The 14,326-nt window shown below is 71.7% G+C and carries 11 protein-coding genes; 2 read left to right on the top strand and 9 right to left on the bottom strand.

Annotated elements, in window-relative coordinates:
• Nucleotide 1: 1 nt before the first annotated feature.
• The 4 genes from Q0Z83_RS24670 to Q0Z83_RS24655 are packed head-to-tail and all read right to left on the bottom strand — an operon-like array spanning nucleotide 2 to nucleotide 4,806.
• The gene (locus Q0Z83_RS24670) at nucleotides 2-664 is read right to left on the bottom strand and encodes a response regulator (RefSeq protein WP_317796358.1); all 663 of its coding nucleotides are present in this window, start codon (nucleotides 662-664) and stop codon (nucleotides 2-4) included.
• Entirely contained in the window at nucleotides 661-1,845 is a 1,185-nt protein-coding gene (locus Q0Z83_RS24665) for a sensor histidine kinase (RefSeq protein ID WP_317796357.1), read from the bottom strand. Before Q0Z83_RS24665 ends, Q0Z83_RS24670 begins: the two co-directional genes overlap by 4 nt.
• Before the next feature lie 19 nt (nucleotides 1,846-1,864).
• Nucleotides 1,865-4,126 (bottom strand): ABC transporter permease, encoded by a 2,262-nt coding sequence (locus Q0Z83_RS24660; RefSeq protein WP_317796356.1) that lies wholly within the window; start codon nucleotides 4,124-4,126, stop codon nucleotides 1,865-1,867.
• Entirely contained in the window at nucleotides 4,123-4,806 is a 684-nt protein-coding gene (locus Q0Z83_RS24655; protein WP_317796355.1) for an ABC transporter ATP-binding protein, read from the bottom strand. Before Q0Z83_RS24655 ends, Q0Z83_RS24660 begins: the two co-directional genes overlap by 4 nt.
• A 224-nt stretch (nucleotides 4,807-5,030) precedes the next feature.
• Between Q0Z83_RS24655 and Q0Z83_RS24650 the strand changes: the two genes are divergently transcribed.
• Nucleotides 5,031-8,768, top strand: coding sequence for a GTPase (locus Q0Z83_RS24650; protein WP_317796354.1), 3,738 nt, complete (start codon nucleotides 5,031-5,033; stop codon nucleotides 8,766-8,768).
• The gene (locus tag Q0Z83_RS24645) at nucleotides 8,765-10,339 is read left to right on the top strand and encodes a GTPase domain-containing protein (RefSeq protein WP_317796353.1); all 1,575 of its coding nucleotides are present in this window, start codon (nucleotides 8,765-8,767) and stop codon (nucleotides 10,337-10,339) included. Before Q0Z83_RS24650 ends, Q0Z83_RS24645 begins: the two co-directional genes overlap by 4 nt.
• 51 nt (nucleotides 10,340-10,390) lie before the next feature.
• On the opposite strand, the gene Q0Z83_RS24640 is transcribed toward Q0Z83_RS24645, so the two are convergent.
• Genes Q0Z83_RS24640 through Q0Z83_RS24620 form a run of 5 tightly spaced genes read right to left on the bottom strand, consistent with a single transcriptional unit; the run spans nucleotide 10,391 to nucleotide 14,147 of the window.
• Entirely contained in the window at nucleotides 10,391-11,635 is a 1,245-nt protein-coding gene (locus tag Q0Z83_RS24640) for a styrene monooxygenase/indole monooxygenase family protein (protein ID WP_317796352.1), read from the bottom strand.
• Nucleotides 11,636-11,665: 30 nt separating this feature from the next.
• A complete protein-coding gene (locus Q0Z83_RS24635; protein ID WP_317796351.1) occupies nucleotides 11,666-12,241 on the bottom strand; it encodes a GTP-binding protein in 576 nt (191 codons plus the stop codon).
• Between the two features lie 10 nt (nucleotides 12,242-12,251).
• Nucleotides 12,252-12,602, bottom strand: a complete 351-nt coding sequence (locus Q0Z83_RS24630) for a DUF742 domain-containing protein (protein ID WP_317796350.1) — start codon at nucleotides 12,600-12,602, stop codon at nucleotides 12,252-12,254.
• Nucleotides 12,603-12,612: 10 nt separating this feature from the next.
• A complete protein-coding gene (locus tag Q0Z83_RS24625; RefSeq protein WP_317796349.1) occupies nucleotides 12,613-13,077 on the bottom strand; it encodes a roadblock/LC7 domain-containing protein in 465 nt (154 codons plus the stop codon).
• Nucleotides 13,074-14,147 carry a sensor histidine kinase gene (locus Q0Z83_RS24620; RefSeq protein WP_317796348.1) on the bottom strand — a complete coding sequence of 358 codons (1,074 nt, stop codon included), beginning with the start codon at nucleotides 14,145-14,147 and terminating at the stop codon, nucleotides 13,074-13,076. The genes Q0Z83_RS24625 and Q0Z83_RS24620 overlap by 4 nt, the downstream gene beginning before the upstream one ends.
• Nucleotides 14,148-14,326 lie beyond the last annotated feature (179 nt).

The following is a 14,326-nucleotide window of genomic DNA, read 5'->3' as shown; positions in this document are numbered from 1 at the left end:
GTCAGGACGGGTTGCCGGGCCGGACCAGACCCGACTCGTAGGCGAAGACCACCGCCTGGACCCGGTCGCGGAGGCCGAGCTTGTTGAGGATCCGGCCGATGTGGGTCTTCACGGTGGCCTCGGCGACCTGGAGCCGACCGCTGATCTCCAGGTTCGACAGGCCCTGCGCGACCAGCAGCAGCACCTCGTGCTCCCGGTCGGTGAGGCCGTGCGGGCCGGAGGCGGCCTGCTCGTCGGCGGTGAAGCGGCCGGCGAACCGGTCCAGCAGCCGCCGGGTCACCCGGGGTGCCACCACGGCCTCCCCACCGGCCACCACCCGGATCGCCTTGAGCAGGTCGTCCGGTGGCACACTCTTGAGCAGGAAGCCGCTCGCCCCGGCCTGCAGCGCGGCGAACGCCTCCTCGTCGGTGTCGAACGTGGTCAGCACCAGCACCCGGGGCAGCGGCCCGGCGGCGCAGATGCGCCTGGTCGCGGTCACCCCGTCCATCACCGGCATCCGCAGGTCCATCACCACGACGTCGGCGGGGGTGTCCCGGAGCAGGCGCAACGCCTCGGCGCCGTCCCCGGCCTCACCGACGACGGCCATGTCGTCCTGATAGTCGAGGACCATCCGGAATCCGGCCCGCACCAGGTGCTGGTCGTCGACGAGCACGACCCGGATCATGCGGACACCGCTCGCACACCGGAGAGCGGCAGCCCGGCGTGGACCCGCCAGCCGCCGTCCGGCAGCGGCCCGGCCTCGAACGTCCCGCCGTAGAGGGCGACCCGCTCCCGCATCCCGACCAGCCCGTGCCCACCGCGGGCCGGGGGCGCCGGTGAGGCGCCCACCGACCTGTCGGTGACCTCGATGTCGATGCGGCCGGGGCGGTAGTCGACGGTCACCGTGGCGGCCGAGTCCCGGCCGGCGTGTTTCCGCGTGTTCGTCAGCGACTCCTGCACGATCCGGCACACCGCGAGCGCCACACCGCCGGGCACGTCGGGCGGCGTGCCGTGCACCGCCAGGGTCACCGACAGGCCCGCGTCGCGGGCCCGCTGAACGACGGCTTCGACCTGATCGAGAGCGGCGGGGGTACGGTCGGACGCCGCGCCCCCGTCGCTGCGGAGCATCTCGACGAGCTGACGGATCTCGTCCAGGGCGTCGGCCCCGGTGGCCCCGATGGTCCGTAACGCCTCACGCACCCGCTGCTGATCGTGGTCGAACGCGTACGCCGCCCCGTTGGCCTGCAGGACGATCACCGACAGTGAGTGGGCGACGATGTCGTGCAGTTCCCGGGCGATCCGGGCCCGTTCCTCGGCGACCGCGATCCGCGCGTTGTCCCGCCGTTCGCGTTCGGCGCTGAGCCGTCGCTCGACCGCGTTGGCCCGCAACTGGCTGAGGTAGCGCACGCTGAGCCCGGCCGCCCAGACCACGCCCCCGTAGCCGACCACCACCCCGAAACCGTCGGCGATGTCCAGCAGGGTCACCGCGTGCAGCCCGGAGGCGGTCTGGTTCAGCGGCAGCACCAGCGCGGCGACCAGCGAAGCGGCCACTCCACCGGCCACCGCACGCCGCAGGGTCGGCTCGTGCACGATGGCCGCCCACATCGCGAGAGCCAGCGTGATCAGCAGCATCCCCTCGTGCAGCTGGGAGTCGTTGACCTCGACCGTCGCCGTCGCGACGGTCAGCGCCGACACACCGGCCAGCACCGCGAGCGGGTGGTGGCGGCGCCACAGCAGCACCGTCCCGGCGAGCAGGCCGAACGCCAGCCCACCGGCCCGGAACTGGTGCCACCACCAGGTCGCCAGGACGACCACGAAGACCGAGACCAGCAGATCGGCCGGTGAGAGACGCAGACGGACCGGCATGCCGCCCAGCCTAGGAGATTCACTCACTGCGCAGCTCGTGGACCTGAAGCAGCCGGAACAGCAGCGGCAGACCGGCCGCGGTGACCGCCAGGATCATCCCCGCGACCGTGGCGGTGACCAGGCCGATCGCCGACCAGTCGACGGTGACCGGCGCCCGGGTGGCGGCCAGTAGCACCGCCGACAGGGTGCCGCCGACCAGCACCGCCAGGAGCAGCCCGGCCGACGCGGGAATGGCGACCTGGTAGAGCACCGACGCCGACAGGGTCCGTCGTCTGGTGCCGAACGCGGCCAGCACCGCCAGCAGCCGGCGCCGTTCCCGCAGCTGTTCGGTCACGTTCACGAGCATGCTGGCGCCGATGAAGAGCAGCAGCAGTACGGCGCAGGCCTGGGCCACCTGGCGGGCTCCGGCGAACTGGTTGCCGATCCGCTGGTCGTCGAACAGTTGCAGGGGAGCGGCCGGGGCGAGCCTGGTCATGGTGTTGCGGACCTGCTCGATGGCGTCCGGGGCGGCCGGATCCAGCCGCACCAGATGACCGTCGGTGATCAGGCCGGACAGGTCGGGGCGGATCTTCAGGGCGCCCGGGGTGGCCAGGTAGTCGGCCGGCCCGGCCTCACTCGGATAGAGCGTGACCTCGGGTACCCCGTCCGGCACGGTCCATGAGGAGAGTGGCGTGTTCTCGTCGGCGCCGTAGAACGAGGAGCCCGGCTCTTCGACAGTCTTGTCCCAGCCCGGCATCACAGCCGAGAAGCTGTCACCGTCGGTACACGAGGGCAGCGGGGCGTACTGCCGCAGAACTTCGCAGTCGCCCACCCGTACCGTCGCCCCGGTTTGTTCTTCGGCACCGGTCCGGAGAGAGCCGTAGCCGGACAATCGCACCTCCGCGACCCCCGGCGTGCCCGTCAGGGCCGCCTGCCATCCGGTGCCGTCGGCGCCGTTCGTGTAGGCGACCGCCTGGAACCGTTCGGCCGGCGCCTGTGCCCCGCCGGTCGCCGCGATCGAGGCACCGAGCAGGCCCTGAACGGCGATGACACCGGCGACCGACACCGCGATCCCGGAGACCGACCGGATCGCGGTGTCGCTGTCGAGTTGCAGCCGCCGCACGCCCAACTGCCAGGCCACGCCACCGCCGCCGAGCCGCCGGACCAGTGCCTGCACGAGCCACGGCAGCAGCACCACGACCCCGGTCAGCAGCAGGATCGCCCCGGCCGCGAGCTGCCCGCGGGTGCCGTCGCCGATCTCCGCGGGCAGGCCGCCGGCCAGTGGATACAGCAGCGCCAGCCCGGCCGCCGGCGGAACCAGCCGCCACCACAGCCGTCGTCGGCGCGGCACGCTCTGCCGGACCACGCCGAGCGGCTCGATCACCACCCGGCGCAGCGCGGTCAGCGTCACCAGCACGGCGCCGGCCGGCACGACCAGCAGGATCAGAACGACAAAGACCGGAACCGGGCGGAGATCCGAGGGGTACGGGCTGAAGTCGGCCGGCAACAACGACCCGACCACGTTGCGCAGCCCGAGGAAGACCGCACCGCCGACGGCGAGCCCCAGGACCGCGCCGATCAGGGTGTCCCCGGCCGCGATCAGCCTGGTCATCCGGCCGTCCGCGCCGACCAGCCGGATCGCGGCGAGCTGCCGTTCCCGGCTCTCGCTGCCGAACCGCACCGCGGTCGTGACGAACGCCAGCACCGGCATCAGCATGATCGCCGCACCGATGATCGCGAGCACCACGATCGTGCCGTCCGTCGTCGGTGTCCGGTCGGCTCCGAACGAGCTGATCCGCTCGGCGCCGTCGTCGCTGGTCAGCGTGTCGGAACCGGCGTAGAACCACATCTCGTCCGGCCCGGACAGACCCTCCGGAGCGATCGTTCCGGCCACCCGTGCCGACCAGCGTCCGGCCAGCACGTCACCGCCCGGTCCGGCGATCAGGCCGGCCAGCGCCGGGGACACGAACATCTCACCGGCCGCCGGAACCCGGTCCAGTCCCGGCGGAACCGGTGGCCGGTCACCGTCGGGCCGCAGGATCCGCCCGCGGACGGCCTCCTCCCGGAACCGGCTCTCCACCGCCAGGACCAGCAGCGTTGCGGGCCCGGCCGACTCGGCGGCGGCGCCCGAGGCGCGGTCGTCGCGTCGTTCCTCGCGGGCCGCGACCGCGGTCGGTGTGGCGGCCAGCACCAGCAGCATCCCCACGCCGAGCCCGACCCCGGCGGCGATCAGCGCCAGCCGCAGCCACCCGGACCGTCCGCCCGCGACGCTCAGCCGTACGCCCAGCAGCAGCGCGGTCATCGGGTGACCGCCGCGTCGAGGTTCGCGCCGTCGTGGAACACGACCACCCGGTCGGCGCACGCGGCGATCCGGTCCTCGTGGGTGACCAGCACGACCGCGCTGCCACGTTCCTTCGCCGCCGCCACCAGCAGCCGGATCACCTGCTCGCCGTTGCGGGAGTCGAGTGCGCCGGTCGGCTCGTCGGCGAAGATCACCCGAGGGGTGGTGATCAGGGCACGGGCCACCGCGACCCGCTGCGCCTGCCCGCCCGACGCCTGACCGGGCCGTTTGCCCGCCACGTCGGAGACCTGGAGCCGGGCCAGCAGCTCACCCGCCGACTGCTCGGCCCGCCGGCGGCGGACACCGGACAGCCGCAGCGGCAACGCGACGTTCTCCAGACAGGTCAGCTCGGGAACCAGCTGTCCGAACTGGAACACGAAACCGAACGCGTTCCGGCGCAGCGCGCTGCGTTCCCGGTCACCGAGCGCGCCCAGATCGCGGCCGTCGTAGCCGATCCGGCCGCCGTCCGGTCGCAGAATCCCGGACAGGCAGTGCAGCAGGGTCGACTTGCCGGACCCGGACGGTCCAGTCAGTGCGAGCACCTCACCGGGGAAGACCTGCAACGACGCGCCGGTCAGGGCCTGGGTGGCGCCGAACGACTTGGTGACGTCGTCGGCGGCGAGTAGGGGTTGGGTAGACACGTCAACGACGCTAGGCAGGCGACGGATCGACGGCGTCCACCCCGAGATTGAACCCGGGCGTACGACTTGAGTCGTACTCGTAGTCTTCCGGCATGACCGATTCGGGGTCGTTCGGCATCCGGCATCCGGTCGAATCGTCCGACAGTTCAGGGGGATGGTCAGGCGCGGTTCGGCGCGGCAGCATGATCCAAGATCATCATGGGTGGCGAGGAGCGGGACACACGTTGAGCACCGAAGAGGTGTCGCTCGAGGAGGCCGTTCGATCGGCCGTCGAGCAGGGGCACGCGGAACTGACCCGTCTGGACGCCGTCACCGACGAGCTGGCCGCCGCCTTCGGACCGGACTCGCCCAGCCCGGTCGCCCGGCTGGACGGCTTCCTCCGCTGGTTCCCGGACGACCTGCGCCGGCACCTCGACCGGGAACGCGAGTCGCTCGGATCGTTCAACATCGCGTTCTTCGGGCGTACCGGCGTCGGCAAGAGCACGCTGCTGTCGGTGTTCGGCCGACTCGACGGCGAGTACGTCTCGCCCGGCGTCAGCGACTGGACCACCGAGGTGCAGCCGATCGAGTGGCGCGACTGCCGGCTGTTCGACACACCGGGGATCAACGGCTGGGGCCGGACCCGGAGCCGCGATTCGCTGGAGGCCGAGGCCCGCCGGGCGGTCGAGATCGCCGACATCGTGCTGCTGTGTTTCGACAACCAGGCCCAGCAGGAGATGGAGTTCACGAAGATCGCCGCCTGGATCCGGGACCACGGCAAACCGGCGGTGGCCGTGCTCAACGTCCGCAACGCGCGGTGGCGGCACCCGGCGATCGTCCCCGAGGCCCAGCGGCGTAACCCGTCCGAGGCGGTACGCCAGCACGCCGACAACATCCGTACCCAGCTCGCCCAGATCGGGTTGCCGGACATCCCGGTCGTCGCGATCCACAGTCAGCGGGCGCTGTTCGCGCGGGCCACCACCCCCTTCCACGGACCCGACACGCTGCAGAAGGCGTTCCACCGGCAGCGCGAGGAGTTCGGTACGGACTATCTCGAGCGGTGGTCGAACTTCGCGACGCTGGAACGCCTCATCGTCACGTCGATCGCCGAGGGCAGCGCCGACCTGCGACTGGCCGCGCTGCGTGAGGACCTGCGATCCCGGTGCGGCCGGGGGATCGGTGAACTCGAAGCGCTCGCCGCACAGCTCGACCGGGAGGCGGAGACGCTCGAGAAGGACGTCGAGTCGCTGTTCGACCTGGTCGGTTACCCGGAGGACACCGAACGCGCCGCGTGGCTGTCCGGCGCGGATCCTCTCGGCGCGGACCTTCTCGAGCAGGCCGAACGGGCGCGGGGGGTGCCCTATACGTCACCGGCCGGCGGGGCACTGGACCGGTTCGTCCGGCACCTCGCCGCCTCACATCTGGCGGGCTGCCGCCGGGAGGCGAAGGCCCGGGCCGACGACCTGATCCGGACGGCGTTCGACGAGCAGAAGGCGATCGACGAGGCGACGTTCACCGAGGCGGTCTTCGATCAGGACGCCATCTCCGCCGCGGTGGCGGCCGTCTGGTCGGGGCGCCGGGAGTTCCTACGGCGTGAGCTGGAGATCGCGGTGGACCGCACCGCCGATCAGAGCGGCCCGGCCGTGTCGCACGCCGCGAAGATCCTCGGCGACGAGGGCGGCGGTGTCACCGGTGAGGTCGTCCGGGGCACCGGCATCGCCCTGGGCGTGGGCACCGTCGCGGCCGCCCTGATCTGGAACCCGGCCGGTTGGGTGCTCGGCGCGGTCGCCGCGGGCATCGGGATCGCCACCCAGGTGCAGCAGTACTTCGGCAAGAAGATGAGCCAGGAGGCGGCCGAGCGGGCCCGGAAGGCGAAGGCCGACGCCATCGCGGACTGCCATCGCGCGGTCGAGCAGACGTTCGCCGACTACGAGGACACGCTCGTCCGGGACAGCCGGACCGACGCGTGGACACTGGTGGCGCCGGCTGTCGGCGAGTCGCTGCGCGCCGCGGTCGAGCTTCGTACCGCTCGCGACCGGATCGTCCGGTTGATCGCCGACATGCGGGCCTACTCCGAGTCGATCCAGCCGGCCCCCGCGGTGACCGGCGTCCTGCGGCGGGCGTTACGCCGGATGGGGGAGTCGCCGGCCGAGGTGACCCGGATCCTGCTGGGCGAGGACTGGCTCGGGTCGGCCGCCGACCATCGTCCGGCACGGATCGACCCGGCCGTCCACGAGGTGTTTTCGCGTCGCCGGGAGCAGGACGAGCTGCGGCTGACCCAGGCCCTGACCGCGGCCTGGAACCCATCGTCGACGATCGGCCTGCACGCGTGGCGGGACGAACTGGAGGAGGCGGCCCGGCACGACCCGGCTCTGTTCGACATCGTCCGGACGTTCTGGCGGGTCGACGGGGCGCGACCGGCGCTGGCGGTGCTCGGCGACTACAACTCGGGCAAGTCCTCGCTGATCCGGCGGCTTGTGGTGGACGGCGGCCGGACGCCGGACGCGGCCTTCGACATCCGGGCGTCGCCCGCGACCGCCGTCGCACGCCGATATCCGCTGGGCCGGGTCGACCTGGTGGACACTCCGGGCCTGCAGAGCGGACAGGACGGCCACGATGACGCCGCCATGGCAGCGGTCGTCGAGGCCGCCCTGGTCTTCGTCGTCGTCCACATCAACCTGTTCGTCGGCGACACCGCGCTGCTGGAGCAGTTGGCCGCGGCCAAGGGCGCGCGGCTGGTGTTCCTCGTCAACCGGTGCGACGAGCTGGGTGTGGATCCGATGGCCGCGCCCGAGCAGTTCCTGAACGCGCAGGACCACAAGCGCGCGGAGTTGCGGGCCGCCTTCGCCACCCGTTCCGTGGAGGTCGCGGCCGAGCAGGTGCACTGCCTGTCCGGTGATCCGTTCGGCCTGGTGAGCGGCGACACGACGGTGGCGCCCGCCGACTTCGACGAGAACCGGCTGTGGGACGGCGTGGCCGCGGTGACCGGCGTGCTGGCGGACCTGTCCGACGAGCAGCTGTCCGCGGCGTCGTCGTCGGCGGCGTTCGACGCCGCGGTCACCGGCCTGGAACGGCATCGGCAGACCCTCCGCCGGGTCGAGGCCGACGGCACGCGGGACCTCGCCCGGGTGGAATCGCTGATCACCACCCTCCGGGCGGCGGTGAGTGACGCCGAGTTCCTCGGGGACTCGTTGCGCGAGGACGCCCGTCGGATGGTGGAACGGCACGCCGCGGCGGCCAGATCCACGGTCGCCGAACTCGATCGGAAGGACGCCGCGAAGCTGGCCGAGCTGGTCGACTCCTGGTGGAAGGCACCGGCGGTCGCCGCCGACCTGGAACGGTATCTGGCCGTCGCGTCGCAGAAACTGGACCAGTGGCAGAACGACCACATCGCGGCGATCGGCCGGGAGATGCGGGCCGCCGCGTTCTCGGTGACGCCCGAGTTCGCGGCCGAGTTCGAGGCGCACGGCCTGACCTGGCAGGAGACCGTCGCCGAGGGCACCGGCACGGTGGCGGGAGCGGCGGCGACGGTGGCGACCGCCCTGGCGAGCCGGGACGCGGTCTACGCGATCGGCAAGTTCATCGGCCACAACTTCAAGCCGTGGGGCGCGGTGAAGGGCGCCGGCAACGTGGCTCGTGGCGCCGCCTTCCTCGGCGCTGTCGCCGCCGTCGTCGACGCCGCGTCGATGGTCAGCGACCACCGCAAGGCCGGTGACCACAAACGGCAGCAGGAATCGGCGCTCCAGGCCATCGACGAATTCGCGGCCGGCCTGGTCGACCGGATCCTGCACGGCGAGCAGGGCGACGGCCCGGTCGGTGAGCTCGACCAGCGGGCCGCGGCGATCAGGGAACTGCGCGACGAGCAGTCGGCCCTCGCCTCGTCGATCACGGCACGGATGGCGGCGGCACAGACCCGGGCCGAGGTGACCGAGGCCCTGATCGTGGCCGCCGAGAAGATCGGCACAGCAGAGGGGAACGAGTGACAGTGGTCGACATCGGCGCAGTGCGGGACTGGCTTTCGCGGCTGCCGGGCGGATCGCCGGCCGGGGAGCACGCCGACGAATGGGACGCCTTCACGGCGCTGGACCGGCCGGTGGTGACGCTGTTCGGTTCCTACGACACGGGTAAGAGCTCCCTGCTGCGCCGTCTGCTCGTCGACACCGGCGGTGACGTTCCCGACTGGCTCACGATCAGCGCACGTCACGAGACGTTCGCGGTCAACGACGTCGAGATCGGTGGGTGTGTCGTCCGGGACACGCCCGGGTTCGTGGTCGGCGGGTCCGACATCCGTGCACAGAACAACTCGCGCCGGGCGATGGCCGCGGTCGGACTCACCGACGTCGGTATCGCGGTGCTCACGCCGCAGTTGGTGACCGCCGAACGGGACGTCCTGCAGAGTCTGTTCACCCAGGGCTGGCCGACCGGGACGATGTGGTTCGTCATCTCCCGATTCGACGAGGCCGGTGTGGACCCGGAGTACGACCCCGACCAGTACCGGGAACTGAGCGACCGCAAGGTGCGTGAGCTGCGCGAGCTTTTCGGCCTGGACGACGGGGTGCCGGTGTTCGTCGTCTCCCAGGATCCGTTCCAGACGGCCGGGCCGGACACCGATCTCGGCCCGGAGACCTGGGATGCCTTCCGCGCCTGGGACGGCATGGGCGGCCTGGCCGACGCCCTGGAATCGGTGACTCCGTCGCCGGCCCGGCGGGCCGCGGCCGGGCAGCGGTACTGGACCGCGATCCTCGATGAGACCGTCACCGAGCTGCGCAGTCAGCTGACCGACTACACGGCGCGGGCCGGGGAGGCGGCCCACGGTGTCGCCCGTCGCGACGGGTGGGAGAAGGAGCTCGACACCCTCGATCAGGCCGCCCGGGCCGGGCTCGACGGTCTGGTCGACGAGGTGCTGCGGCGGGCCGGGGAGCCGGGCGCGGGCGACCCGCAAGGCGAGATCCAGCACAGCCTCGACGAGTGGTTCACCCGGCATCAGGTACGTCTGGAACGGCTGCGGCAGTCGATCCGCAAGACCCGGGAACGGGAGCGCGCTCGGCCGTCGTGGACCGACTTCGCGTCGCTGGTCACGGCACTGGAGTCCGGTGAGGCTCCGGGCCCGGACCGGACCGGCGGCGGTGCCGCGGAACATGTCGAGAAGGTCGGCACCATGCTGCTCGGCGCGTTGAAGGTGGCGAGCGAGGCGGCCGGGTCGGCCTCGGGCCGGAAGACCCGGATCGTGAAGGCCGCGGAGGGCTGGGGGCGGCATCTCGGCACGGCGGAGGCGTTCCTGCCACTGGCCGTCTACCTGACCGACGCGGTCGGCGGACGGCTGGCCGATCGTGCGCGGGCGAACCAGGACCGGGCGGCCGCCGAGCAGCGGGAGAAGGTCGCGGCCGAGTTCACCCGACGGGCCCTGGAGACCTGGCAGCCGTACGTCGACGAGGTGCGGGACGAGATCGTCGCGGAGACCGGCGACCAGGTCGACCTGGACGCCGGCCTGCGCCTGCTGGTCGAGCAGTTGCAGGCGGCGGTGGCCGAGGGCGAGGCGCTCCGGCACGGGTAGTCCTGGGGGAGGCACACCGCCCTGGGTGTGCCTCCGGCTACGGCGTACCGCTCAGCTCACCTCGGCCAGATAGGCGGTGGCCTTCTCCGGGTCGACGAACCAGTTGAGGAAATCGTTGGGGTCGACGAAGCCCGCGGCGAAGCGGCGGGCGATCCGCTCGTTCTGCGAGGCCGCGCCGAGCAGCTGCTGCACGTGCGGCGGGAGCGGCTGCAGCATGGCGTTGGTCCAGCCGGTGACCGCCTGGCCGTGCGCGGTCCAGAAGCCCTCGAACGTGTCGGTCATCCACTGCTCGTCGAACGGCTGGTCGCCGCGGGCCAGGATCGCCTTCAGGTAGTGGTCGGCAGCCTTGGCCGCGGTGTTGCTGCCCTGGCCGGTGATCGGGTCGTTGGCGATCACCACGTCGGCCAGGCCGAGCACCTTACCTCCGCCCGGCAGGTGCGCGACCGGCCGGCGGACGGTCGGCGTGTACCGGCCGTGCAGGGTGCCCTTGGCGTCGGTGAGCTGTACGTTGCCGGCCCGCTCGGCCACCCACGGCAGGTATTCGCGGATCAGGCCGAGGGTGAGTTCGAGGTGCTGCTCGGGCACCATCCGGCCGGTGTGCCCGGCCCAGCGGTCCAGCGGACCACCGGGTACGGCCTCCCAGAACAGGATGTCGCAGGGACCGGTGTGCGTCAGGCCGGGGATGACGAACAGCTCACCCATGCCGGGGATGGCGTGGAAGCCGACGTGCGGCACCGGCCACTTCGGGTCCGGTTCGAGGCCGTGCACGTAGGCCACGGCCAGGCCCCGCTGCGGTTCGGTGTACGGCGACCGGTTCGGGTCCCGGTCGAACATCGCCACCAGATCGCCCTTGCCGGCCGCCACGATCGTCAGGTCGTAGCGGCCCAGCTGGGTGATCGCGTCCAGGTCCTGGGTGGTGACCGCGTTGTAGATGACGTCGACGCCGCGCTCCTGGGCGTCCTCCAGCCAGCGGGCCATCTTGATCCGCTGGTCGGTCGACTTGGCCGGCTTGTCCAGCGGCGCGATGATCTCCAGGGCGAGTTGACCGGGCGGGGCGGCGAGGGTGGGCCGCAGGCCGTGGATCGGCGGGGTCTCGTCCTCCCAGTGGTTCAGGCCGTACGCCCGCTCGGTCTCCAACGCCATGTCGAACATCGCCTGGGTCGACATGACCCAGCCGGTGCGGATCTCGTCGGGGGTGCGCGCCGACATCAGGGTGACCTCGTAGCCCTCGGCCCGCAGGCTCAGGGCGAGCTGGAGACCGGCCTGGCCGGCCCCCACGATGAGAATGTTGCGCAAATTAATCCGCCTCCTGTTGAGCTCTTCCGTCTATCCGATGGCCTGTTTCGCCGCGTGGTCCACGACGGCCAGCAACGCTCGGGCGACCTTGCGGGCGTCACGGATGTCGGCGGCGATCAACGGCACGTGTGCGGGCAGCGCCAGCGCGTCCCGCACCTCGGACAGCTCGTGGGTGGCAACTCCATGGAACAGATTCACACAGACGATCCACGGTACGTCCGCGTCGTTCTCGAAGTAGTTGACGGCGGCGAACGAGTTGGCCAGGTTGTTGGTGTCGACCAGGACCAGCGCGCCGACCGCGCCCCGGACCAGGTCGTCCCACATCGGCCAGAAACGGGGCTGGCCGGGCGTACCGAACAGGTAGAGCACCAGGGTCTCGTCGATGGTGACCCGGCCGAAGTCCATGGCCACCGTGGTGGTCACCTTGTCGATGCCCGGATCGAGACGGTCGATCTGGGCGGCGGCCGCGGTCATCCAGGATTCGGTGCGGATCGCCGGGATCTCCGAGATGGCGCCGACCGCGGTGGTCTTGCCCACCCCGAAACCACCCGCTACGACGATCTTCGCCGAGGTCATGTTCTTCGCCGAGGTCATCTGGCTGCTCATCCGTACGCCGTCAGGTGAGTCGGGCAAGGCCGGCACGGAGTCTCTCCAGTAGTGCTAGATCCTGTGAGGAGCGGGGGTCGTGCACCTCCAGCTGACCGATCTTGAGCAGGTCGCTGATCAGCAGGCGGGTCAGGCCGAGGGGTAGCCCGCAGTTCGCCGACAGCTCGGCCACCGAGCACATCCGCCGGGCGTGCTCGTAGAGGGTCCGCGAGGTGGGGGCGAGGCTGGCGGCGAGCACCGGGTCGTAGCGGTTGCCGGTGGAGACCAGGGTGTGGATCAGCAGCGGGCTGCGGCTGCCGGTCCGCCCGCGGGCGGTCATGTACGGGCGCACCTTCCAGTGCAGCCCCGGCCTTCGGACCATGCCCTGCCTCCTAGCGGCGTGCCGGTGCGGGCAGCGTGTTCTGGTGCAGTGCGTGCCGGGTCTCCGGCGTCAGGGCGTGCCCGACGGACTGACTGAACGTCGTCATCGCGTACCCCAGGTGTCCGATCTGGGTCTGGGGTTGCGCCGCCACCAGCAGTGCCGCGACGAAGTCGCCCGTCGGGTCGTCGATGCGCAGGAAGGCCAGGTGGCCGTGCGGGTAGCGGATGCTCAGGTTCTCCGGGGCGCCGAGCTGGAGCAGGCCACCGAGTTGGCCGGTGATGCCGAGGAACCCGGCGGCCAGCGCGGCGACGCTCTCCGCGTGCTCCCGGCTCAGGTGCCCGGAGGAGGCCAGTTGCAGCCCGTCGGCGGAGACCAGCACGACCGCGGTGATCGTCGGAACCTCGCGGACGAGTTGGTCGATCAGCCAGGTGACGTCCGGCTGGCCGCCGTCGGCGGTGGAGTGGTAGTCGTTCATCGCGGTCCTTCGGCTTTCGGGGGGCGCTCGTTGCGGTGCGGGACCTTGGCACGGGCGGCGTCGACACCGGCGTTGAAGTCGGCGGCGTCGTCGTGCCAGGTGGTCTGATGTACCTGGGTGGTGACCGGGGGCGGCGGCGGGTCGGTGCCGCGGACGCTGGCCGGCACCCGGCGCGGCATGGCCTGCTTCTGCATCGGCAGCACCATGGTCACCTCGTTGCCGGCGATCGGCCGACGCTGCTCGGGCACCGCCTCGACGGCCGGTTGCGGAGGCTCCGGCTCGGCCACCCGTGGCGTCTCGCAGAGCAGGTCGGCGCCGATCAGCAGCATGGCGACGGTGCCGCGGGGCTGCCGGGGCACCAGGCGTACGCGCAGCGATCGATGCCGGTGGGTGAGCACCCCGGCCACCGACAGGCCGAGGTGGGCGGGCCGCAGCTCGTCGGTGGGCGGACCGTCCGGGCTGTCCAGGAGCCGTTCGATCCACGGCAGGTGGGCCGGGTTGACGCCGATGCCGCTGTCCTCGACCCGGATCACCACGTCGCCGTCGCCGGTGAGGTGTGCGGCGATGGTCACCGGCTCGGTCGGCGGTGAATACCGGTCGGCGTTGTCGATCAGCTCGGTCAGGATGCGGATCACGTCGTCGGCGGCGACCGCGGCGACCGCGAGGTCGGCGATCGGGCCGAAATGCAGCCGCTCGTAGTTCTCGACGGCGGCGCCGGCCGCGTGCGTGACGTCCTGCAGTGAGGTGACCTGCTGGTCCGGGTCGTCGAGCGGTTCGCCGGTGAGCACTCGCAGGTTCTCGGCGAGGCGGCGGACCCGGGTGACCGAGTGGTCGATGCGGAACAGGACCTTGCGACGCTCGCTGTCCTGCTCGCGGAACTCGGCCTCACCGATGTGGTGGACCGCTTCCCAGGTGAGGGTGAGTAGCCGGAGGGCGAACTCGCCGGCGACCGGCCGCCACGGATCCTCCGGTGGGGTCGGCTCCTCCGGCACCTCGGCGGGCTCGATGGGCTCGACCGGTTCGGGCTGCCGCCTGCGCCACCAGTTCGTCCAGCGGCCTGCCGCAGGCATCGATTGCTCCCCAATCAGCCTCGTGTCGTATCGGAGCGGAAGAAGATCACCGACTACGAAGTCTGTACCGTACCTGCCGGATTGCCGGGTTGGCCACCAATCCCGGTGTTGTGCAGGTCTCCCGGTCACCAGCTTGGGAAAGGCTCCTGAGCTGCCCTGTCGTGAACGCGGAAGCAGTC

The sequence above is a fragment of the Actinoplanes sichuanensis genome (assembly GCF_033097365.1).
Lineage (GTDB): Bacteria > Actinomycetota > Actinomycetes > Mycobacteriales > Micromonosporaceae > Actinoplanes > Actinoplanes sichuanensis.
Note: the sequence above shows the minus strand (reverse complement) of the source record. Positions and strands in the feature narration are given on the sequence as shown.